Origin of the sequence: Aeromonas sp. 603404 (assembly GCF_049171775.1) — a bacterium.
Taxonomy (GTDB): Bacteria; Pseudomonadota; Gammaproteobacteria; order Enterobacterales; family Aeromonadaceae; genus Aeromonas; species Aeromonas veronii_A.
The window spans coordinates 41,110-63,757 of sequence record NZ_JAAKPE010000006.1 but is presented as its reverse complement, the minus strand read 5'-3'; the positions used below and the strand labels follow the sequence as shown (position 1 = coordinate 63,757).

Below are 22,648 nucleotides of genomic sequence, written 5' to 3'. Positions count from 1 at the left end.
TATCGCTTCACATTTCGCACCTTTTTCTTCCGCTACGCCCTTTTCCCTCGCTTCGTTCTCGCGGTTTGCTGTAATGGCTCTGCTTTTCAGCCGAGCTCTGCCGACCACACAACACGCACCCAAAGCCCCCTCCATTTTCACCTTGCCAGACAAATGAAAATCAATATCATTGGCATCCCGCTTAAGCGGGTCAGGCTAATTATAATTAAATCAATATGTTCGAGCCGTCAGGTCGACATCCAAAGAGTCAATATTGAATATGCAGCACCCTCACTTTCGCAGAACGCTGGTCTCGCTGGCACTGCTGGGCACCGGCTTCACTGCCCAGGCCACCGATGAAACCATGACTGTGGTTGGCAAACGCTCCCAGCATCAGGAAGTTGCCACCGCAACCCGTACCAATACGCCAGCCAAGCTGGTTCCCCAGACCATCGACAGCGTCAAGGTCAGCGAGCTGACCGCCTTCGGCCAACCTACGCTGAGTGAAGCTCTGAGCGGCATTCCCGGGGTCAACGCAAGCGGTGATACCCGCTTCGACGGGGTCAATATCCGCGGCTTCAGCGCCAGCAACGACTTCTATCTCGACGGATTCCGCGACGACATGCAGTACACCCGGGATCTCGGCAACATCGAGCGGGTGGAAGTGCTCAAGGGCCCGGCTGCCGTGCTCTACGGCCGCGGTAGCACGGGGGGCATCGTCAACCGGGTCAGCAAGAAGCCGCAAAAAGGGCAGGAGTCCAGCGTCACCGCCCGGGTCGGCAGCTTTGACAGTCAGCGACTGGCCGCCGACCTCAATGGCGAGGCAAGTGAGCAGGTGCAACTGCGCCTCAACATGGCGCAAGAGGACAAAGATAGCTTCCGCAACGGCGTGAAGAGCAAGCGCACCCTGCTGGCCCCCTCCGCCAACTGGGAGATCAGCGACAACCTCAACTGGCTGGTGCAGTACGAGCGCAACGAACATGACCGCACCCCGGATCGCGGCATTCCCGGGGTCAATGGCCGTCCGGCCGATGTGCCGCGAGAGTATGTCTACAGCGATACCAGCCGCGACTTCATCGATGACGTGGCACAATCCACCCGCTCACGCCTCTCCTGGGATATCAACGATCAGTGGCAGTTGCGCCAGCAGCTCGGTTACTCCACCCTCGACAGCCAGTTTGACAACACCTATGTCACCAGCGTCAAAGGGGATCAGGTGACCCGCTCCCGCTGGCAGCAGGATCTGAAAGCGAAGAACCTGATCAGCAACACCGAGGCAGAAGGTCTGTTCCAGACCGGCCCGGTGGAACATCGCCTGCTGGCCGGCTTCGAGCAGAACTGGCAGGAGCGCACACCCAAGCTCTACCAGAACGCCACCGCCATCCCGTCCGGCAACCTCTACGACCCGGGCTCACTGCCTACCTACAATGGCGCCATGAAGCTCTCCAGCGACGCCAAACACAAGGTGCGCGGCAATGGCCTCTATCTGCAGGATCAGCTCAGCCTGGGTGACTGGCATCTGGTGGGCGGGCTGCGCCGTGACGACTTCACCGTCACCAGTCGCCGCTACGACCTCAACAAGGAGGAGAGCGTCTCGGTCAACAGCCTGAGCCCGCGCCTCGGTCTGGTGTGGAATCCCCTCGAGGATCACGCCTTCTACACCTCCTACAGCAAGACCTTCACCCCGGTGGGCGGCGAGCTGATCGGCATCACCCCGGGCGACAAGAACAACGGGCTGGAACCCCAGCACACCCGCCTCTACGAAGGTGGCGTGAAGAGTGACTGGCTGAACGGCAAGCTGGCGACCACTCTCTCCCTCTATCGACTGGAGATGTACAACAAGCGCACCAAGGATCCGCTGGATCCCACCAAGGTGATCCTCACCGGCCTGCAGCGTACCGAAGGGGTCGAACTGAGCGCCCGCGCCGAGCTGACCGACGAGATCTATCTGCGTGGCGGCTTCGCCATTCAGGATGCGGAGCAGGTCAAGGCGGATGCGGATCTGCAGGGCAAGCGCCCGATGAACGTCTCCCGTCAGAATGGCCAGCTCTATCTCGGCTACAAGAGTGGCGAGCAGGGCTGGTTCGGTGAAACCGGCGTAACGGCGGTGGGCGATCGCTTTGCCGACAACGCCAACACCACCACACTGCCCGGTTACGCCCGCTTCGATGCGCGCGTCGGTTATCGCTGGCAACAGTGGGAAGCCGAGCTGAGCGCCGAAAACCTGACCGACCACGAGTACTTCGTCAGCGCCACCAGTGCCAACCAGATCATGCCGGGCACACCCCGTCAGCTGAGTCTGACCGGTACCTACCGCTTCTGATCTCTGTGACAACCACCCCGACTGGCCAGCCCTTGCTGGCCAGTTTTTTTATGAAGCAACCACGATGAAACGCAGAAGAGTTCCCCTTCACAACAACAAATGGGTACGCCGCCTCCATGCCTGGGCCGGTTTTTTTACCCTAGCCCTGATGCTGATGTACGGCATCACCGGCCTCTGGCTGCAACACCGAGCCGTGTTGCCCATCCCCGGCCCCCACACCGACAAATCGAGTGAAGAGATAGTGCTCAAGGCACCACTCACCAGCCCGGAGCAGCTGAAAAGCCTGCTGCAACAGCGCTATCCCGATACCTTTGCCGATGGGCGAACCATGATCACCCCGGCCCAGATCCTGCCCACCCCGAACGGCCCGCTCACCCTGCCCGCCAAGTGGGAGATGCGCGGCGTCACCCTCAGCCAGAGCGTGGCCGCCAGCTATGTTGAGGGTACCCTGCTGGTACGTACCGACTTGCAACTGGCCAACTTTGCCGCCAGCCTCAACCGGCTGCACCGCGGCATGGGCACCGGCCTCGGCTGGCAGCTGTTTGGCGATATCGCCGCCCTGGCCCTGCTGCTGCTCGCCCTCACCAGCCTGTTTATGTGGACCAAGCTGCACGGCACACCCAGAGCCATCATAGCGCTGACGCTCGCAGGTACCCTCGGTACCCTGCTGTTTGCCCTGCTGGGATAGCGCGGCAACCATGTTCTGATGCAGCATGGTTTGGAAAAAAACCGCAATAGAAACAGGCCGCTGGCAGTGATGCCGTCAGCGGCCACATCAAGAAAAGGAAATAACGGAGAGCGGGAAAAGAGAAGGGATACCAAGAGGTAACGGGAAGTACTCCTGTTCAGCAGTAACGCACCAACTCGCAGGAACGCCAAAAACAAAAGGCCATCATTGCTGATGGCCTTTTGTCATGAATTTGATGGTGCCCGGGGTCGGACTCGAACCGACACGGTTATTCACCGGCGGATTTTGAATCCGCTGCGTCTACCGATTTCGCCACCCGGGCAACTGCGAGGGATTATACGAATGGCGCGATGCCATGCAAGGTGTTTTTCGATTGAACACTCCCGTTTGTTCATTTATTCAACGCCTTGCTGATGCGGGGCCAGTTACATAGAATGCCGCCATCATCTTAATGGAATAAAAACGATGGCCAAGCCTAAAAAAGTCCAACAAAAATCCCCCTCTCCCGCCACTCAGCCATACCCGTCAGCAGGTCTGCTGCGTCGCCTCGGCGCCCTGATCTATGATGCGCTGGTGGTGACTTCGCTGCTGATCATCGCCGGCTTTATCGGCATGGGGGTCGCCAAGCTGCTGCTGGTCACCGGCATGGCCAGCGTACCGGCGGGTGAAGATACCGTCTGGTTGCTGACCCGCCACCCCCTGAGCCTGATCTACACCCTGTGGCTCGCCTTCGTCATCTGCGGTTTCTACACCTGGTTCTGGACCCGCGCTGGCCAGACCGTCGGCATGCGCGCCTGGCGGCTGCGCATTCAGAACGAAGATGGCAGCCATATCCGTATTACCCAGGCGCTGATCCGTCTCGCCACTGCCGCCTTTGGTCTGGGCAACCTGATGTGCCTGTTCAACCGCAAGCGCCCACGGGCGTTCCAGGATATCTGGGCCGAATGCGAAGTGATTGTGCTGAGCAAAGAGGCCAATCTGGAATTGTTGAACAAGTAATACCGGATCAATGCAATAACGAAAGAGGGCACCAGCAGGTGCCCTCTTTGTATTACCACGTGTGAATTACTGCTTGCGGCTGAGGATGTAGAAGGAGATGCCGCCAAACAGCAGGCTGGGCGCGACAGCCGCCAGAATGGGCGGTACCGCATAGACCAGACTGATGGGGCCAAACACCCGATCACTCACATAGACGGCGAAACCGGTCATGATCCCCATCAGCATCCGCGCCCCCATGCTCACCGAACGCAACGGGCCGAAGATGAAAGAAGAGGCCAGCAGGATCATCGCCACCACCGAGAGCGGTGACAGCAGTTTGCGCCACATCTCCAGCTTGTAGCGACCGGCATCCTGCTTGTTGGCGTCCAGGTAACCGATGTAGTCGAGCAGACCGGAGACCGAGAGATTCTCGGGGTCGATACTCACCACCCCCAGCTGCTTGGGCGTCAGCTCCGAGCTCCACTCCATCTTGTCGTGCTCTTCACTGCGGATCTGAGCCGGGTCGTCGAAGCGGGTAACCTGCGTCTGCTTGAGCAGCCAGTGATGCCTTTCAAATACCCCCTCCCGTGCCTGCACCACGTCGATCAGCTTGCGCTCGGGGGTGAAACGATAGAGGGTGATGCCGGTCAGGGCACCATCGTTGCGCACCCCGTTGATATTAACGAAGTTGTTGCCATCCCGTGCCCACACCCCGTAGGCCGAGACGGTAAGCCGCCCTTCCGACATGGCACCGGCACGGATATCATCCGCCATCCGTTTGGCGACAGGGGCCACATACTCCCCCATCAGTCCTACCAGGATCATCAGCGGGATCGCGGTTTTGAGCGCCGCCATTACAATACTGATCTTGGAGCGGCCCGCCGCCTGCATCACCACCAGCTCGGAGCTGGTCGCCAGCTGGCCCAGACCGATCAGACCGCCCAGCAGTGCCGCCAGCGGGAAGAAGAGCACCGCCTCCTTGGGCATGGAGAGCAACACATAGTAGAGAGCATTGAGCATGTCGTAGTTGCCCTCTCCGACAGACTTGAGCTGTTCCACATACTTGATGAGCGCAGCAAGACCAACGAGCGTGAGCTCACACAGCAGGATCGACATAAAAATGACCCTGCCGATATATCTATCGAGAATGCCAAACATCAGCGGTAGTTCCTATGTGGGCTTCATCATTTTGATTTGTTTATGAAATATTTGCTCTTTACCCCGTTCCACCAGCTGGTGCCCTGCAAATTGAGGGGCAGGCCAATAAACAGCAGATAACCGAGCGGAACCAGGAACATCCCCGGCCAGTAGGGCAACCGGCCACTGTCGATAGCCGAGCGGGCAGCACTGAGCAGCAGGAAGTAGGAGAGATAGAGCATGATGGCCGGCAACAGCTTGGCGTAGCGCCCCTGACGGGGGTTGACCCGAGCCAGCGGAACTACCAGCAGGGTGAGCACCGGAATGGAGAGGGGCAGCGAGATACGCCATTGCAATTCACCCATCATGTCGTTTTCCTGGGTACCCAGCAGCTCCATGGTGGGTTTGGCCGCCGCCTTGCGGTTGGAGCGCTCCATCTCCTGCTGACGGATCACCAGACCATACTCGCGAAAATCGGAGATCTGGAACTGCTTGCCGGAGAAGTTGCCTTCATAGCGGGAACCATCCTTCAGAGTCAGCCACTGCAGACCATTCTCATCGATCGTCACCACCCCTTCGCTGGCCACCACCACCGAAGGGGGGTTGCTGCCTTCAGCCCGCTGCAAGATGAAGATCTTCTGCAGCTTCGAGCCGTTGTCGTTCAAATCCTGGATATAGGCAACCAGGCGCCCCTTATCGAGCTCCATAAAGCGGCCCGCCTGCAGGAAAGAGATCCCCGGATCCGACTTGAACTCGTCGATCACCTGATACTCTCGCTCCTTGGCCTGCGGGGCGATCCAGCCGGTGTTGAACGCTGCGACTGCAGCGGTCAGCAAGGCCAGCAACATGGCGCTGCGCATTACGAAACGGTGGCTGAAACCCACCGCATGCATCACCGTCATCTCGCTTTCGGCGTAGAGGCGACCATGGGCAAACAAAATGGCTAAAAAGAGACTGATAGGCAGCATCAACAGCGCCATATTGGGCAAGTTGAGCAGCAGCAGGGTGGAGACCAGACGTGTCGGCACCTCGCCATCGGCGGCATCACCGATGATCTTGATAAATTGTTGGCTGACAAAGATAAGCAGCAATACGAATAACACTGCCAGCTGGGTTTTCAGGGTTTCCCTGAACAAATATCGGAAAACGATCACAGTCATTCCCAAGTAAACTTGTGTTTTTAGTCGAATGCCTGAAAAATAGGGCCGTATATTGGATTTTTACCAGTTTGAACTGCGGAGCCTGTGGCTGTTCGCTCCGCCTCTGATACCCCAACAAGCACCGCATTATTCAATAAAAGGTGCCTTTTGTCTTTAGGATGTAGGAGATTCCATGGAGTTCAGTGTAAAGAGTGGCAGTCCAGAGAAGCAACGGAGCGCCTGCGTCGTAGTCGGCGTATTTGAGCCGCGTCGCCTCTCTCCGGTTGCCGAACAACTGGACAAGATCAGCGATGGCTATATCAGTTCGCTGCTGCGCCGTGGCGACCTGGAAGGGAAACCAGGCCAGATGCTGCTGCTGCATCAAGTACCGGGCGTGCTCAGCGAGCGCGTACTGCTGGTCGGATGCGGCAAGGAGCGGGAACTCGACGAACGCCAGTACAAGCAGATCATCAACAAGACCATCACCACCCTCAACGAAACCGGCTCCATGGAAGCGGTCTGCTTCCTCACCGAGCTGCACGTCAAGGGTCGGGATACCTATTGGAAGGTGCGCCAGGCGGTAGAAACCACCAAGGCGGGCCTCTACAGCTTTGATCAGTTCAAGACCAACAAGGCCGAGCCACGTCGCCCGCTGCGCAAGCTGGTATTCAACGTGCCGACGCGTCGGGAACTGACCATTGGTGAAAAAGCCATCGCTCACGGTCTGGCCGTGGCCAAGGGTGTGCGGGTCTGCCGCGACGTGGCGAACATGCCGCCCAACGTCTGCAACCCGGCCTATCTGGCCTCCCAGGCCCGTCGTCTGGCCGATGCCTACGACAACATCACCACCAAGGTGGTGGGCGAGCAGGAGATGGCCGAGCTCGGCATGAACTCCTACCTGGCGGTGGCCCGCGGCTCCGATAACGAAGCCATGATGGCCATCATCGAATACAAGGGTCATCCGGATGCCAAGCCCATCGTGCTGGTCGGCAAGGGTCTGACCTTTGACTCCGGCGGCATCTCCATCAAGCCGGCCGACGGCATGGACGAGATGAAGTACGACATGGGTGGCGCCGCCTCCGTGCTCGGTACCATGCATGCGCTGGCCCAGCTGCAACTGCCGATCAACGTCATCGGCGTGCTGGCAGGCTGCGAAAACATGCCGGGTGGCAACGCCTATCGCCCAGGTGACATCCTCACCTCCATGTCCGGCCAGACCATCGAAGTGCTCAACACCGATGCGGAAGGTCGTCTGGTACTGTGTGATGCGCTGACCTATGTGGACCGCTTCGATCCGGAAACAGTGATCGACGTGGCGACCCTGACCGGTGCCTGCGTCATCGCGCTGGGCCACCACACCTCGGGTCTGCTGGCCAACCACAACCCGCTGGCCCACGAGCTGCTCAACGCCTCCGAGCAGGCGGGTGATCGCGCCTGGCGTCTGCCGCTGTTCGACGAGTATCAGGAGCAGATCGACAGCCCGTTCGCCGACATGGCCAACATCGGCGGTCGTCCTGCCGGTACCATCACCGCGGCGGCCTTCCTGTCACGCTTCACCAAGAAGTACAACTGGGCCCACCTGGATATCGCCGGGACAGCTTGGAAGAGTGGCAAGGATAAAGGCTCCACCGGTCGTCCGGTGCCCCTGCTGACCCAGTTCCTGCTGAACCGGGCTGGCGTGGATATCGAAGAGAAAGAGTAACTCTCCGGCCCCTGCCGATGGCTGCATCGGAAGGGTTGGCGTTACCCTGAACCACAAGGAAGAGGCCCGCCTCTTCCTTGTTTCATTCTTGAATCAGTGAGTTGCGGACGGGAAACGCCCCGTCAACCTCATGAGGCGGTCAACAGTCCGTCGCCGCAAAACAGGATCAACCTGATGAGCCAAGTGACCTTTTACCTGATGAGCGAACAGGATGACGCGCAGGCCTCTGCGGTCGAGCGACTGGCCTGCACTCTGGCGGCCGAGTCGTGGGGGGCGGGCCATATCTACCTGTTCTGCAACGATGAGGCCCAGGCACTGCGTCTGGACGAGCTGTTGTGGCAACTGCCGCCGGAGCGCTTCGTGCCGCACCAGCTGCAAGGCGAAAGCGGCATGGCCCCTGTGGAGCTCGGCTATCAGCCACCGAAACGGCGCTACGCCCGACTCATCAATCTGGCCACTGCGACACCTTTGTTTGCAGGACACTTCGCTCAAGTGGTAGATTTTGTCCCCACTGACGAAACACAAAAGCAGCAAGCCCGCGAGCGCTACAAGCACTATCGCCAGGCAGGCCATACCCTCGAAATGAGGGATCAGCCCGTCCTTGCCGCACCGGATCCGGCGCAGCCCTGACTGCGCCGCCTGTGATCCACGACGAATCAACACCAGAATCCATCCATCCAGATTACGGCGAGACCATGGAAAAGACTTTTAATCACAACGCCATCGAACAGGCGCTCTATCAGCACTGGGAAGCCCAGGGTTACTTCAAGCCCCACGGCGACACCAGCAAAGACTCCTTCTGCATCATGATCCCGCCGCCGAACGTCACCGGCAGCCTGCACATGGGTCACGCCTTCCAGCAAACCCTGATGGATACCCTGATCCGCTACAACCGCATGCAGGGCAAGAACACCCTGTGGCAGGCAGGTACCGACCACGCCGGTATCGCCACCCAGATGGTGGTTGAGCGCAAGATCGCCGCAGAAGAGGGCAAGACTCGCCACGATTACGGCCGTGATGCCTTCATCGACAAGATTTGGCAGTGGAAGGAAGAGTCCGGTGGCACCATCACCCGCCAGATGCGCCGTCTGGGCGACTCCGTAGATTGGGAGCGCGAGCGCTTCACCATGGATGAGGGTCTCTCCGCCGCCGTGCAGGAAGTGTTCGTTCGTCTTTACGAAGATGGCCTGATGTACCGCGGCAAGCGTCTGGTGAACTGGGATCCGAAACTCAACACCGCCATCTCCGATCTGGAAGTGGAAAACCGCGAGATCAAGGGCCACATGTGGCACCTGCGCTATCCGCTTGCCAATGGAGCCAAGACTGCCGAAGGCAAGGATTACCTGATCGTCGCCACCACCCGTCCGGAGACCATGCTGGGCGATACCGCCGTGGCCGTGAACCCGGAAGACCCGCGCTACAAGGCGCTGATCGGCCAGCACATCCTGCTGCCGCTGGTGAACCGTCTGATCCCCATCGTTGCCGACGAACACGCCGACATGGAGAAGGGCACCGGTTGCGTGAAGATCACCCCTGCCCACGACTTCAACGATAACGAAGTGGGCAAGCGCCACAGCCTGCCGATGATCAACATCTTCACTCTGGACGCCCACGTGCGTGCCGAGGCCGAAGTGGTCGATACCCACGGCAACCCGAGCACCGCCTATGACGCTGCCCTGCCGGCCGAGTTCGCCGGTCTGGAGCGCTTCGCCGCCCGCAAGGCGATTCTGGCCAAGCTCGAAGAGCTGGGTCTGCTGGACGAGATCAAGGATCACATACTGCAACAGCCGTACGGCGATCGCGGTGGCGTGCCCATCGAGCCGATGCTGACCGACCAGTGGTACGTGCGCGTGGCTCCGATGGCCAAGACCGCCATCGAGGCGGTGGAAGATGGCCGCATCCAGTTCGTGCCGAAGCAGTACGAAAACATGTACTTCTCCTGGATGCGCGACATTCAGGACTGGTGCGTCTCCCGTCAGCTGTGGTGGGGTCACCGCATCCCGGCATGGTATGACGACGCCGGCAACGTCTACGTTGGCCGCAGCGAAGATGAAGTGCGCGCCAAGCACAGCATCCCGACCGTAACCGTACTGCGTCAGGACGAAGATGTGCTCGACACCTGGTTCAGCTCCGCTCTGTGGACCTTCTCCACCTTGGGCTGGCCGAACAACACCGAGGCACTCAAGACCTTCCACCCGACCGACGTGCTGATGAGCGGCTTCGACATCATCTTCTTCTGGATTGCCCGGATGATCATGATGACCATGCACTTCATCAAGGACGAAAACGGCCAGCCGCAAGTCCCGTTCAAGACCGTCTACATCACCGGCCTTATCCGTGACGAAGAAGGCCAGAAGATGTCCAAGTCCAAGGGCAACGTGCTGGACCCCCTCGACATGATCGATGGCATCTCGCTGGAAGATCTGCTGGAGAAGCGCACCGGCAACATGATGCAGCCGCAGATGGCCGAGAAGATTGCCAAGCGTACCGCCAAGCAGTTCCCGGAAGGGATCGATGCCCACGGTACCGACGCCCTGCGCTTCACGCTGGCAGCGCTGGCCTCTACCGGTCGTGACATCAACTGGGACATGAAGCGCCTGGATGGCTACAACAACTTCTGCAACAAGTTGTGGAACGCCTCCCGCTATGTGCTGATGAACACCGAAGATCAGGATTGCGGCTTCAACGGCGGCGAGATGCAGTTCAGTCTGGCGGACCGCTGGATCCAGTCCCAGCTGCAAGTGGCCATCCGTGACTTCCGCACCGCCCTCGATACCTATCGCTTCGATATCGCGGCTGGCGTGCTGTACGAATTTATCTGGAACCAGTTCTGTGACTGGTATCTGGAGCTGACTAAGCCAGTGCTGACCAAGGGTTCCGAGGCCGATCAACGCGCTGCCCGCCACACCCTCGTCAGCGTCCTCGAGACCCTGCTGCGTCTGGCGCACCCGATCATCCCGTTCATCACCGAGACCATCTGGAAATCGGTCGCCCCGCTGGCCGGCGTACACGCCGACACCATCATGATTCAGGCCTTCCCGGAGTTCGACGCCGCCAAGGTGGACGAAGCCGCGATGGCGGATCAGGAGTGGGTGAAGGAGTTCATCGTCAGCATCCGCAACATCCGTGCCGAGATGAACGTGGCCCCGAGCGTGCCCCTCAACGTGCTGCTCCAGTGCGATGCCAAGGATGCCCAGCGCGCCGCTGACAATGAGGCCTTCCTCAAGTCGCTGGCCCGTCTGGAGTCCATCCGCGTACTGGCGGACGGTGAAACCGCCCCGCTGTCAGTGAAGAAGCTGATCGGTGCCACCGAGCTGATGATCCCGATGGCTGGTCTCATCGACAAGGATGCCGAGCTGGCCCGTCTGGCCAAAGAGGTTGCCCGCCTGGTGGGCGAGTGCGGCCGTATCGAAGGCAAGCTTGGCAACGAAGCCTTCGTCGCCAAGGCGCCGGAAGCGGTCATCGCCAAAGAGCGTGAGAAGCTGGAAGATTACCGTCTCCAGCTGACCAAGCTGGAAGCCCAGCAGGCCGAAATCGCCGCGCTGTAAGCACCGCCCCAACCGATACAACAAAGCCCCCTGCCAAGGGGGCTTTTTCATATCCGCGCTTCCCGTTTCAGCTCACCAGCAGCCAACTGCAAAAACCGAGATAGAGCAGACCGACCAGCGCCAGCCGTCCGGCGGTCATGGTTCCCTTTCTGAACCCCCACCAGAGCAACCCCACCGCCAACAGCGTCACCAGCGAGGAGGCCATCATTGCGCCATCCAGCAACCAAGGGGTAAAGAGCAAGCAGAACGCCTTGGGGATAGTGCTCTGGATCATCATGGCCCCGGAGATATTGGCCAGTGCCAGCCGGTTCTTGCCCTGCCGCACCCAGATCAGCACGTTCATCAGCTCCGGCATCTCGGTCGCCACCGGACTCAACAGCAGGGCCGCCAGCACCGGCGAGAGGCCAAAAAGCTCGCCCATGCTCTCCAGCTGATGGACAAACAGCTGGGCCGCCAGCGCCACCACCACCAGTGCAGCCAGTGTCTGCAGCAGCACCTTGCCAAGGGGCGGGATCCCGGCATTTGGAGCCAGCTTGAGGGGCTCCGGCAGCTCGACCTCATGGCTGTCACTCTGTTTCAGCTCGCGCCTTACATAGACGAGGTAGACCAGCAGGAAGAGCGGGGCCAGCCAGCTCTTGCCGGTGAAGGCGACCAGCCCCAGCGCGGTCGCCACCAGAAAGATCCCCATAAACCAGCGCTGATCCCGGCCAATCTCGCGCTGTACCTCCCCATTGATGGCGCGCTCGGTACGCCCCATGCAAAGCAGCAGAGTGAGACCGACCGCACCATAGCCGATGGTGGCCAGCACCAGCGGCCCGCCGAGGGCGGCGCCGATGCCGATTTCCTGCTGGGCGGTCGTGTTGCCCATCAGCAGGGCGGTCAGGGTGACGATGCATTCGGGCAGGGCCGTACCCAGTGCAGCCAGCAGCGAACCAGTGGCACTTTGCGAGAGTTTGAAGTGGTGTCCGGTCCATTCGATGCCGTTAACGAAGTATTCGCAAGCAAGATAGATAGTGACCGCAGAGACGAGAAATAACAGCAGGGTAATCAACATAATAGATACCGCCAGGCGAGCAGAATAACCGATGGACCCGACATGGCTCGCCCGGCTGGCGTGCATATCGAGGCCAAAGGTCTTGCAGAGCGATAGTGCCTATCGCCGCCCATGCCATGGATGCGAGGATCCAAGAGTGTTGACATGGGCCCGGCCCGGAATACGGGCGGGTTGCTACTCCCCAATGACTGAGGGGACGTTTTACCAACTCGACCGTCACCTCACAAGGCAAATTACTGATAACTCATTCAATAAGTTGTAAGGAAATGTATCGCCAGCCTCCCCTCCCCGGCGCCATTACGCTGTTGGCACACCGATTGCTGTAGGTAGTTCACTATCCACAACAGTTTGGGAAGGATGAACAATGAAACGGTGGATCCAACATTTCTATCAACTCAGCCGCCTCAATTGGCTAATGGTCTGGTTGTTGCTCTGTTGCAGCATCATTTTGCTGTTTCCGGCCGGGCTGATGAAAGGGGCCGTCAGCCAGTGGGCTGCGGATCATGCGGCCTGGCTGGGGGTCGGCATGCTGATCGCCATCTCCTACTTCTGCAGTCAGGGCTTCCTGATCGCCTGGGAGTGGGCTTGCGAAGAGTGGCAGGCGCGCCGTCAGCAGGACCAGCTGGCCCAGATGATCGGCTTCCTCGACTTCAACGAAAAGGCGGTGCTGCGCGAGTTCGTGCTACAGCGTAAAAGCGTCATAAACTTGCCGATCACCGAGCCCGCCGTCAAAAACCTGATGGATGCCGGCGTCCTCACCTATGCCTACGGCAAGCCGACCCGAGATAAGGATGACGAGAACCAGATCCGCGCCCTGATGATCGCCCTGCCCGCCCGACCGCTGCTCACCTACAAGGTGCTGGGGCTGTCGCGTGGCAAGATGAGCGACGAACAGGTGGAGCAGATCATGAACGCCCGCCCCAAGTTCGCCCAGAAGGGGTTCCAGCGCTAACCGCCGCCCAACCGCCAGATGCAAAAGAGCCGGACACTGTCCGGCTCTCTAATTTCTGCGCGATGCTCTGTACCATCCCTTACGTCTTGTTGTGCCCTAACCCTTTAGGCTGGAGCAAAAGCTCACATCCGCAACCTTGGTCACCGGATCGAAGCTGTGATAGAGCTCGAAACAGGGTCGATCATCAAATTCGAAACCGGCCGCTACCACCTCACCGATATGTTGCTGCCAGAGTGCGGGGTACTGGGCCGGGTCGATCACGGTAAAACGTGACTGGCCATAGCGGCCGCCCGCCAGCTGCTGGATCTCCACATTGCCGCGGCCTTTGGTCCCCGCCGGCACGGTGACGCAAATATCGGTGCGGCACTGCTGGGGAGCCGTCACTTCGGGGTTGTCGTGGTAGATGAAGATCCACTCCCCTTCGGCCAAGCCCAACCCGACAGCCCATTGATAGAGCTGGTCACACACCGGCTCATAGCCTATGCCGTAAGGGCCGGTGACCCGGATATAGGCCAGAGTGCGCGCAGCCATCTGTTCGGTTTTCATCTGTAGCCTCCTTTCACTGGAACGGCCTTCAGCATAATCAGAGACCCGGGCAGCCGCGTGTCCATTCTTGCTCAGTTGCAAGAGTGACGGCTGGCGGCGCAACATCCCCGGTGCCATGGCAAACTGCTTGCGAAACGCCTTGGCAAAGGCCTGTGAGCTGGCAAAACCGGCCGAGAAGGCAATCTCGGTGATCGGGTCGCGACTGTAGCAGAGAGAGCGAGCAGCCCGCTCCAACCGCAGGCGGCGCTGCATCTCGGCCGGGGTTTCACCGGTGACGGCGGTAAAGACCCGATGAAAGTGATAGCTGGAGAGCGCCGCAAGACTGGCCGCCTCACTGAGGCAGAGCTCGGGATTCTGCTCCAGCGCCCGGATCACCGGGCGCAATCTGGCCTGATAATCGACCATGCCGTTAGCGACTGACGCCCCCCGCAACTCTGGCCATATAGAACACATCCACATAGCGCCCTTGCCGGAAGGCATAGTCACGAGCCAGCCCCTCCTGCGTGAAACCGAACTTGCGATAGAGCGCCTGTGCGGCCTCATTGTCGGTATAGACGGTCAGCTCAATCCGGTGCAGGTTGAGCCAGTTATCGGCCAGATCCAGCGCCGCAGCCATCAGGGCAGAGCCCACCCCCTTGCCTGCCCAGTCATCCCGTACCCCCATACCGATACAGGCCACATGCTTGCGTCTCGGATTGGGCTCAACCAGCAGCGAGAGCTGGCCTACCAGCAAGCCGTCAACATCGGCGACCAGTGCCACCACGCTGTCACTCTCCAACCGCTTCTGCCACTGGCTAAGGGGAGACATAGGCAAGTGCAAAGTGCCCGCCTGGGCATTGGGCATGGCATAGAGATCCCGCAAGGCGGGGGCATCGGCGGATTCGGCATGACGGATGGTAATCTGCATATGAGGCTCCTTCTCGAAACGTCCATCATGCATCATCCATCGCATCAGTCCATACAACCGGCACGGTCAGAGTGATTTATTGTCGGCAGACAGGGCTGCACACTGAGCCATTCAGCCAGTTTCATAGGTGAAAAAAAACGGAGCAAACGCTCCGTTTTTCAATGCTTTATCAATCCCGGACGGAACGCGCTTCGCGCTCTTGCCGCTCCCTTGCCAACAGGCGTTTGTACCACCAGCTACTGCGACGACGTTGTGCATTGGAAGAGCGACGAGCCATTTCTTAGGTTCCAGCCAAGAGTAGAAAGGAGCTGCATTATGCGACAGGGATCACGTCCATGTCTTTAGCTGGATCAAGAAAAGCCTCACTGGCCCCCTGAAATCCTCTTCTGGTTTTGCTGCCATGTGGCCACTGGCAGCACCATCGCAGGGGAACGCCAGACTCTCAGGCCCACTCCAGCAATCAACCCGGCCCCGAGTTTACTTGACGGATAATCATACAGCCTGCTGGCATTGTGGAACCAATATGGTAGCCTGCCAGCGCCTGCGGGCAGTCTCTCGCTGCCACGCGCAAACTCCCGGTGAATTTGTCACGTCCTGACAAAATATAACCTTATTTATCAAATCGTTATTTGGATATTATCCCAATGCGTATCATGCCGTTGCTCAAGGCTGCCTGCCTGAGCCTGATGTTGTCCGCCTGCGTTGCTCCATTGCTGATGATGAGCCCCACCAGCCAGCTGATGTGGGCCCTGCTCAAGCCGCTGGTCGGCTTTGACCCGAACGAGGTCAATCTGTTCGAACAACCCCTGATCAAGGATCGGATGACCGCCATCCTTGGCCCCAATTACGACAGCACCATGCAGTTGCTCAAGACTGCCGACAAGTTACAGCAGGAGGGACCGCTTTTCTATGTGGTCTCCGAGTATGCGCCCGTGCCGGATATCGCCAAGCAGGCGGGGATGGTGTGGAACTCGCAAACCAACCAGATGTCTGTATTGCTGCAAAAAGGGGATGGTACCACCCTGACCTTCGGCGAAAATCTGGCGGGCACGGCACCGACCTGGCCAACCGCCATGCAGGGCTGGCAGACCCCCACCAGCCAGCTCACCCCGGCGGCCAATGCCCTGACCGGGGCGGCGACCAGTCAGAGTGGCGCCTCCCCCTTCTCCCTTGGCAGCGCTCTGGGCACAGTGACCCGCGGCGTCACCGGCTCGCTGACCAACAGCGCCAGCCAGGCTATCAGCGGCGCAGCCGCCAACGTCACAGGACAGGCAACTCAAGCGGTGAGCCAAAGCACAACCGCACTTACCCGCACTGCAACCACCGCAGTCACTGCGCCAGCCAAGCAAGCGGTGAGCAACACCACCGCCACCGTGACGCAAGAGGCCACCAAGGCCGTTGTCACACCTGCCAAACAGGCTGTCAGCAGCGCCACTGCGACCGCGGCGCAAGAAGCTACCAAGGCCGTTGCTGCTCCTGCCAAGCAAGCCGTCAGCAGCGCCGCTGCAACCGCGACGCAAGAAGCGGCCAAAGCCGTTTCCATTCCTGCCAAGCAAGCAGTCAGCAGCGCCACTGCGACCGCAACGCAAGAAGCGACCAAAGCCGTTACCGCTCCTGCCAAACAGGCCGTCAGCAGCGCCGCTGCGACCGTGACGCAAGAGGCCACAAAGGCCGTTGCCGCTCCGGCCAAACAGACCGTCAGCAGCGCTACAGCAACCGTGACACAAGAAGCGACCAAAGCCGTTGCCGCTCCGGCCAAACAGGCAGTCAGCAGTGCCGCCGCTACCGTGACGCAAGAGGCAACCAAGGCCGTTGCCGATCCGGCCAAACAGGCTGTCAGTGCCGCATCCCATACGGCCGGAGAGAGCGTCTCCGATGCCGCCAGAGCGGCGGAAGCCAAGGCGCGCGCCAAGGCAGAGGCGGAGATGGAAGCCCTGCTCAAATAAACCGACAGGCCACCGCAAGGTGGCCTGTTTTTTATCCCGCTACCGGATCATGACGTTATGGAAAAGGCCACATAGACTGTTAGGTAACTACCCGCACAAGGAGTGCATCATGCGTCGTCTGCTCCCTGCTCTCGCTTCTCTCGCCCTGTTTATCGCGCTCCCGGCTCCGGCACTTATCTACTATTCGGAGCAGAACATGCCACTCAATGGCCAGGATAAAAATGGTCAGCCTGTGGGGTTGGCGGTCGAGTTGCTGCGCCTGATGTGGCGCGAAATGGGGGAGCCGGAGCACCCCATCCACTTTCTGCCCTGGGCCCGCGGCTGGTATCTGCTGACCCAGCAGCAAGAGGCCGTGCTCTTTACCACGGCGCACACCAAGGAGCGGGATCCCCACTTCCTCTGGGTCTGCCCCATCAGCCACTCCAGGGTCGCGCTGGTCGGCCGCAAGCAGGATGCCCCCAAAGTGGCCAGCAAAGCGGATCTCGCCAAGCTGCAGATCGGTGTGATGCAGGCGGATGTCGGGGAGCAGTTGCTGCTCAACCGTGGGATCAGCCCGAGCAATATGATGTCGGTGGAGCGCATGGATCAGGTGGTGCGCCAGCTCATCATGGCACGCACCGATCTGGTGGCAGGCAACGAGGTGATGCTGCGCCATCAGGCCAAGGAGCTGGGTTTTCCCAGCGAGGATTTTGTCACCGTCGCGATCATTGAAGAGCAGGACAACTGCTTCGCCTTCAACCTGAGGGCAAACAAGCAACAGGTTGCCCGCCTGCAACAGGCGCTGGACAAGGTCAGACAGGGGGATGAATACAAGCAGCTGATGAAGCGCTACCAGTTGCTCAGTATCCTGCCCGAAACCAATCCCCCCATCCCGCGCCTCGAGTAACCCCGGCCCGCCCTATGGCGGGCTCTCTCTATCTCCCGCCGATGACGCCTGCGATGCCTCCACCGGAGCCGTAATGAGGTGGTTCAGAAAGAGATTGAACAGCTCTGCCCGCGAACCGAGCCGCAACTTGCCGTAGAGGTGCTTGCGGTGATTCTTCACCGTACCGCTGCCAATCCCGAGCTCCGCGGCAATCGCCTCGGTATCCAATCCCTGCAGCAGCAACTCCGCCACCTGCCGCTCGCGCCGGGTGAGCAAATCCCCCCCGACACTCGCCATCGCCTGCTCCACCGCACTCCGGAGGCTGATGCTATCTGGCATCGCCGCGCTCTGGGCCAGCAACGGCTGGCTCTGCTGCCACTGCTGACGACAGAGCGAATGTACCAGCGGGAACAGCTGCTCCAGCCTCGCCAACTCGTCACGGCTGAGGGTACTGCGCTTGTCGAGTCGCCCCAGAAATAGCATCAGCGTCAGCCCGTCCCGCACCGGCAGGATCAGCCCCACCTCCTCCTGCCAGCCGGTGGCCTGATAGAAGTGGTGGCGATATTCGGGATCGAGCCGCCCTTGGGAGACCTGCGCCAGCGTCCAGACGCCGGCAGGCAAGCCCTGTTCCAGCGCCTGCATAAAGGGATCCTGACTGAAGTGGCTGGTGAGGTAGCGATCAAAGAGCAGAGCCCGCTGATGGTTGAGGTTGTCGTAGAGGTAGACGGGCCGCTGCCCCACCCCGAGCAGCAGGGCACAGTCAAACGCCACCTGCTGCTGGATCAGCCGCACCAGCGCCGCCGCAAAGGCGCTGCTGTGCAGGGCATCGACCACCTCGGTCATGCTGCGGGTCAAGGCATCTGTGGTGAATGGCTGGGTCATGGTGGCACGTTTCCGGTGACGGGGAGCGATTCCCCGCTATGGCTGAATGCTAGCACGAGAGTGGCAAAACTGTCCCTCAGGGGACATATCCGCCACCGGCCAGAACGGCGAGGATGACGGCTTTTCCCCTGTTGTTGGAGAACCCATGATCAACCCCCACCTGCTCGATGAGCTGACCGAGCGCGGCCTTGTGGCCCAGAATTCCGACCCGGCGGCCCTGGCCGATCATCTTGCCACCCCGCGCACCGTCTATTGCGGGTTCGATCCCACCGCCGGCAGCCTGCATATCGGTCATCTGGTGCCGCTCTTGATGCTGCGCCGCTTCCAGTTGGCGGGCCACACCCCGGTGGCACTGGTGGGCGGGGCAACCGGCCTTATCGGCGATCCCAGCTTCAAGGCGGCCGAGCGCAGCCTCAACAGTGCCGAGACGGTGCAGGGTTGGGTCGCCAGCCTGTCGGCCCAAATCAGGGCGCTGCTGCCCGCCGATGAGGGCCTGTCGGCCCCGCAACTGGTCAACAATGGCGACTGGATGGGGCAGATGTCCGCCCTCGATTTTCTGCGGGATATCGGCAAGCACTTCTCGGTCAATGCCATGCTGGCGCGGGAATCGGTGCGCCAGCGGCTGGCCCGTCCGGATCAGGGCATCTCGTTCACCGAGTTCTCCTACGCTCTGCTGCAATCCTACGACTTTGCGGTGCTGCACCAGCGGCTCGGCTGCACCCTGCAGATTGGCGGCAACGACCAGTGGGGCAATATCACCAGCGGCATGGATCTGACCCGTCGCCTCCATCAGGCTCAGGTGCACGGCATGACCCTGCCCCTTATCACCAAGGCAGACGGCACCAAGTTCGGCAAGACCGAGGGTGGCGCGGTCTGGCTCGATCCGGCGCTCACCTCTCCTTACGCCTTCTACCAGTTCTGGCTCGGCACCGCAGATGAGGATGTCTACCGCTTCCTGCGCTACTACAGCTTTATGTCGCTGAGCGAGATTGATGCGCTGGAAGCGGAAGATGCCAAGCGGCAGGGGCGCAAGCAGGCCCAGCAGGTGTTGGCGAACGAGCTGACCGAGCTGGTGCACGGCAAAGCGGCGCTGGCGGCGGTGCAGCGCATCAGCGAGCTGCTGTTTAGCGGCGATGTGGCCCGCCTCGGCGAGAGCGATCTGGCCCAGCTGGCGCAGGATGGCATGCCGTGCAGCACCGTCAGCGGCGAGACGGATCTGGTCAGCCTGCTGGTCAGCTGCGGTCTGGCTAACTCCAGGCGCATCGCCCGCGAACTGCTGGCGGCGGGCGCCATCAGCCTCAATGGTGTGCTCAAGCAGGATGATCAGCTGAGCGCCACTGATCGGCTATTTGGTCGCTACCTGCTGCTGCGCCGGGGCAAGAAGCAGTATCACCTGGTGGAGTGGCAATAAGCCGCAGGGCGGGGAGCACAACCTCCCCGCCCACACCCTGAATCCCTTTTGAATCCCGAGTTGCGATCCCCCTCACAGCCTCTCCCGTCAGCAGCCACCATACTGGCACCGGCGAACATGGAGTACGCCACACAATCTGTTCCTCACGATTCAACAAGGATGCTGATGATGAAGAGATGGCTTCTGGTGCTGCTCTGCACCCTGCCCATGCTGGCACACGCCAGCGGATACACCCAGACCCGCTACCCCATAGTGCTGGTGCACGGCCTGTTCGGCTTCGACAAGCTGCTCGGGGTCGATTACTTCTACGGCATTCCCCAGGCCCTGAGCCGGGATGGTGCCAAAGTCTACGTGGCGCAGGTGTCAGCCACCGCCAGTTCGGAGCAACGGGGCGAACAGCTGCTCGCCCAGATTGAGCTGCTGCTGGCGGCCACCGGCGCCGAGAAGGTCAATCTGATCGGCCACTCCCACGGCGGCCCCACCATCCGCTATGTCGCCTCGGTCGCCCCCGAGCTGGTCGCCTCCGCCACCAGCGTCGGCGGGGTCAACTATGGCTCCGAGATTGCCGATCTGGTGCGCACCAATGCGGCGCCCGGCTCGGCCGCCGAGAAGCTGGCGGCCGCCGCTGCACACGCCCTCTCCGGTATGATTTCACTGCTCTCGGGCGGGAGCCAGCTGCCGCAAGATCCGGTCGCCGCTCTCGATGCTCTCACCAGCAAGGGGGCCAGCCAGTTCAACCAGCGCTACCCGGAGGGGCTGCCCAGCCGCTATTGCGGCGAGGGGCCGATGCAGGCCAGTAACGGCGTCTACTACTTCTCCTGGAGCGGGCGCGGCAACCTGACCAATCTGCTGGATCCGGTGGATCCTGCGCTGGCGCTGACCGGCGCCTTCTTCAAGGAGCCCAATGACGGGCTGGTCGGAGTCTGCAGCAGCCACCTCGGCAAGGTGATCGGCACCGACTACCGGATGAACCATCTGGACGAAGTGAACCAGTCCTTCGGCATCCACCATCTGTTCGAGACCGATCCGGTCACCCTCTATCGCCAGCATGCCAACCGTCTCAAGGAGCTGGGACTATGAAGATAGCCACCCTGCTCGTCGTGCCCTGCGCCATCACCCTGCTGCTTGGCGGGGTGTTGCTCTGGCCCAATGTACCGACGGTAGACTCATCCCCCGCTCAAGCCAGCCAGCATGCACAGAGCCACCCGCACGATCCCGAGCAGGAGGCCGCCGATGCCCTGCAGGCGCGCTATCGCACCTTTATCTCCGCCCAAAGCAGCCTGACGGTGCCCACCGAGATCTCCCTCGCCAGCCTGCAGATCCTGTTTGACGAGCGGGAGCAGCTGCGCCAGCAGAGCTTTACCCCGGCCGAGCAGGCCCAGCTGTTTGCCGAGGATCGGCTGATGGAGCAGCTGACCCTGCGCCGCAGGGCGCTGGCGGAGGCAAGAGACAGCGACAAGTCGCAGCTGGCCAGCGAGCTGGATCTCTGGCTGGCGGAGCAACCGGGCTGGTTTCGCGAGGCGGAGACCAACAGCCGTCTGCTTGAGGAGTTGCAAGGGCTGGCGCAGATGGACCCGGCCAAACGGGAGGCCCTGCTGCTGGAGACGGGGGGGCCGGAAGCAGTGGATCGGATGCGCCAGCTGGAGCTGAACCGGCAAGGGTTCGAGGAGCAGCTCAGCGGCTTTCTGGCCGAACTCAGGCAACTGCCGAACGAGGCCCGGGCCGAACAGCAACAGGAGCTGCTGGCCCGCTGGTTCGAACCCGGACAGTGGCGCCGGGTCGAGGCGCTCACCCGGCTCAAGCTGGGGGAACAATGAGCCAATGACAAGGGGCCCACGATGGGCCCCTTGCTGTGGTGCACTTATTGCGGCTTGTTGGTTGCCGGTAAAGATTGCCAGGTGAGGCGGGTCACCTGAGTGCCCTGCACCTCGCACTTGAGGCTCAACTCCTGCCACCCCTTATCCTGACGCAGGGAGACCTCCCCTTCGATCCCCTGCTCGCCAATCTTCAGCTTATCCTGCTCGAAGATCACCTTGTCGCCATGGGCAAGATCCATCAGTTTGCCGTTGCAGAGCCAGTGAGCGAGATCCGCCCCCTTCAGCTTGACGCCACCCTTGGCCGCCTTCTGCTCGGCCGCGCTCGGCGCGAACAGCTTGCTCAGCTCGGCGGCTCGCTTGGTGAGCCACTCCTGACGCTGCTGCATGCTCATCTTGCTGACAAACTCGGCGGGCTGGCCCTTCTCGTCCAGCCATTGGGTCAGCTTGCCGCTGTCGTCAAAGGCGAACTGGGCGGCGGGCTCTTTGACCCCGAACAGCTTGCCGCCCTTGAAGTAGTAGCGGCTCTCCCCTTCCAGCTTGCCCAGCTCGTTCATGATGGGCACGGCGATGATGACGGGGGCGCCATCGATCCAGGCCTTGATATCGACGCCGTCATGGCTGAATTGACGGATATCGAGGGCGCTCTCGGCCCCCTTCTCCATCAGGGTAAACTGCTCGGCGAGAGAAGCGGCCAGAGAAGGGAGGGAGCAGAATCCCAGGGTCAGCGCGATCGCTGTGTTGCGCATTGAGTTGTACATAACACTCCTGTGATGG

Annotated in this window: 19 protein-coding genes, 1 tRNA gene and 1 riboswitch; of the genes, 12 read left to right on the top strand and 8 right to left on the bottom strand. The window is 60.8% G+C overall.

Annotated features, from left to right (window positions below; translation table 11 throughout):
- Nucleotides 1-259: 259 nt before the first annotated feature.
- Both G5306_RS10310 and G5306_RS10305 read left to right on the top strand, forming a co-directional pair.
- Nucleotides 260-2,302 carry a TonB-dependent receptor gene (locus G5306_RS10310; RefSeq protein WP_421312834.1) on the top strand — a complete coding sequence of 681 codons (2,043 nt, stop codon included), beginning with the start codon at nucleotides 260-262 and terminating at the stop codon, nucleotides 2,300-2,302.
- A gap of 64 nt (nucleotides 2,303-2,366) precedes the next feature.
- The gene (locus tag G5306_RS10305; protein ID WP_421312833.1) at nucleotides 2,367-2,990 is read left to right on the top strand and encodes a PepSY-associated TM helix domain-containing protein; all 624 of its coding nucleotides are present in this window, start codon (nucleotides 2,367-2,369) and stop codon (nucleotides 2,988-2,990) included.
- 236 nt (nucleotides 2,991-3,226) lie between these two features.
- Here G5306_RS10305 and G5306_RS10300 read toward each other — a convergent pair.
- Nucleotides 3,227-3,312, bottom strand: a tRNA-Leu gene (locus tag G5306_RS10300).
- Between the two features lie 143 nt (nucleotides 3,313-3,455).
- Here G5306_RS10300 and G5306_RS10295 point away from each other — a divergent pair.
- Nucleotides 3,456-3,989, top strand: a complete 534-nt coding sequence (locus G5306_RS10295) for an RDD family protein (protein WP_421172973.1) — start codon at nucleotides 3,456-3,458, stop codon at nucleotides 3,987-3,989.
- 66 nt (nucleotides 3,990-4,055) lie between these two features.
- Here the strand turns inward: G5306_RS10295 and lptG are convergent, their stop codons facing one another.
- Together lptG and lptF are read right to left on the bottom strand one after the other, a co-directional pair.
- Nucleotides 4,056-5,126: an LPS export ABC transporter permease LptG gene (gene lptG, locus G5306_RS10290; RefSeq protein ID WP_216952705.1), complete on the bottom strand. Its 1,071-nt coding sequence runs from the start codon at nucleotides 5,124-5,126 to the stop codon at nucleotides 4,056-4,058.
- A gap of 26 nt (nucleotides 5,127-5,152) precedes the next feature.
- A complete protein-coding gene (gene lptF / locus G5306_RS10285; protein ID WP_005342794.1) occupies nucleotides 5,153-6,265 on the bottom strand; it encodes an LPS export ABC transporter permease LptF in 1,113 nt (370 codons plus the stop codon).
- A 172-nt stretch (nucleotides 6,266-6,437) separates the two neighbouring features.
- Between lptF and pepA the strand changes: the two genes are divergently transcribed.
- The 3 genes from pepA to G5306_RS10270 all read left to right on the top strand — a co-directional run bounded on the left by pepA (nucleotide 6,438) and on the right by G5306_RS10270 (nucleotide 11,494).
- Nucleotides 6,438-7,946 (top strand): leucyl aminopeptidase, encoded by a 1,509-nt coding sequence (gene pepA, locus G5306_RS10280; protein WP_005336423.1) that lies wholly within the window; start codon nucleotides 6,438-6,440, stop codon nucleotides 7,944-7,946.
- 174 nt (nucleotides 7,947-8,120) lie between these two features.
- A complete protein-coding gene (locus tag G5306_RS10275; RefSeq protein ID WP_421312832.1) occupies nucleotides 8,121-8,576 on the top strand; it encodes a DNA polymerase III subunit chi in 456 nt (151 codons plus the stop codon).
- A gap of 65 nt (nucleotides 8,577-8,641) precedes the next feature.
- Nucleotides 8,642-11,494, top strand: a complete 2,853-nt coding sequence (locus G5306_RS10270; protein ID WP_421255059.1) for a valine--tRNA ligase — start codon at nucleotides 8,642-8,644, stop codon at nucleotides 11,492-11,494.
- A gap of 67 nt (nucleotides 11,495-11,561) precedes the next feature.
- Here the strand turns inward: G5306_RS10270 and G5306_RS10265 are convergent, their stop codons facing one another.
- Nucleotides 11,562-12,548, bottom strand: coding sequence for a sodium:calcium antiporter (locus tag G5306_RS10265; RefSeq protein ID WP_421312831.1), 987 nt, complete (start codon nucleotides 12,546-12,548; stop codon nucleotides 11,562-11,564).
- 88 nt (nucleotides 12,549-12,636) lie between these two features.
- A riboswitch (yybP-ykoY riboswitch) is annotated at nucleotides 12,637-12,743 on the bottom strand.
- Between the two features lie 169 nt (nucleotides 12,744-12,912).
- Between G5306_RS10265 and G5306_RS10260 the strand changes: the two genes are divergently transcribed.
- On the top strand, nucleotides 12,913-13,500 hold the full coding sequence (locus G5306_RS10260; RefSeq protein WP_216952701.1) for a superinfection exclusion B family protein: 588 nt from the start codon (nucleotides 12,913-12,915) through the stop codon (nucleotides 13,498-13,500).
- A 96-nt stretch (nucleotides 13,501-13,596) separates the two neighbouring features.
- Here the strand turns inward: G5306_RS10260 and G5306_RS10255 are convergent, their stop codons facing one another.
- Together G5306_RS10255 and G5306_RS10250 are read right to left on the bottom strand one after the other, a co-directional pair.
- Nucleotides 13,597-14,451: an AraC family transcriptional regulator gene (locus tag G5306_RS10255; protein WP_421312876.1), complete on the bottom strand. Its 855-nt coding sequence runs from the start codon at nucleotides 14,449-14,451 to the stop codon at nucleotides 13,597-13,599.
- Between the two features lie 4 nt (nucleotides 14,452-14,455).
- A complete protein-coding gene (locus tag G5306_RS10250; protein WP_216952700.1) occupies nucleotides 14,456-14,953 on the bottom strand; it encodes a GNAT family N-acetyltransferase in 498 nt (165 codons plus the stop codon).
- 644 nt (nucleotides 14,954-15,597) lie between these two features.
- Between G5306_RS10250 and G5306_RS10245 the strand changes: the two genes are divergently transcribed.
- Entirely contained in the window at nucleotides 15,598-16,899 is a 1,302-nt protein-coding gene (locus tag G5306_RS10245) for a hypothetical protein (protein WP_421312830.1), read from the top strand.
- A 109-nt stretch (nucleotides 16,900-17,008) separates the two neighbouring features.
- Entirely contained in the window at nucleotides 17,009-17,785 is a 777-nt protein-coding gene (locus tag G5306_RS10240) for a substrate-binding periplasmic protein (protein WP_421230866.1), read from the top strand.
- Nucleotides 17,786-17,797: 12 nt separating this feature from the next.
- Here the strand turns inward: G5306_RS10240 and G5306_RS10235 are convergent, their stop codons facing one another.
- Nucleotides 17,798-18,646: a helix-turn-helix transcriptional regulator gene (locus tag G5306_RS10235; RefSeq protein WP_421312829.1), complete on the bottom strand. Its 849-nt coding sequence runs from the start codon at nucleotides 18,644-18,646 to the stop codon at nucleotides 17,798-17,800.
- Nucleotides 18,647-18,791: 145 nt separating this feature from the next.
- Here G5306_RS10235 and tyrS point away from each other — a divergent pair, with 145 nt between their 5' ends.
- The 3 genes from tyrS to G5306_RS10220 all read left to right on the top strand — a co-directional run bounded on the left by tyrS (nucleotide 18,792) and on the right by G5306_RS10220 (nucleotide 21,874).
- Nucleotides 18,792-20,057: a tyrosine--tRNA ligase gene (gene tyrS, locus G5306_RS10230; RefSeq protein ID WP_421312828.1), complete on the top strand. Its 1,266-nt coding sequence runs from the start codon at nucleotides 18,792-18,794 to the stop codon at nucleotides 20,055-20,057.
- 168 nt (nucleotides 20,058-20,225) lie between these two features.
- Complete coding sequence (locus G5306_RS10225) at nucleotides 20,226-21,137, top strand: lipase family alpha/beta hydrolase (RefSeq protein WP_421312827.1); 912 nt, start codon at nucleotides 20,226-20,228, stop codon at nucleotides 21,135-21,137.
- Nucleotides 21,134-21,874 carry a lipase secretion chaperone gene (locus G5306_RS10220; protein WP_421312826.1) on the top strand — a complete coding sequence of 247 codons (741 nt, stop codon included), beginning with the start codon at nucleotides 21,134-21,136 and terminating at the stop codon, nucleotides 21,872-21,874. The genes G5306_RS10225 and G5306_RS10220 overlap by 4 nt, the downstream gene beginning before the upstream one ends.
- Before the next feature lie 44 nt (nucleotides 21,875-21,918).
- On the opposite strand, the gene G5306_RS10215 is transcribed toward G5306_RS10220, so the two are convergent.
- Nucleotides 21,919-22,620: a hypothetical protein gene (locus G5306_RS10215; RefSeq protein ID WP_421312875.1), complete on the bottom strand. Its 702-nt coding sequence runs from the start codon at nucleotides 22,618-22,620 to the stop codon at nucleotides 21,919-21,921.
- Nucleotides 22,621-22,648: the final 28 nt, after the last annotated feature.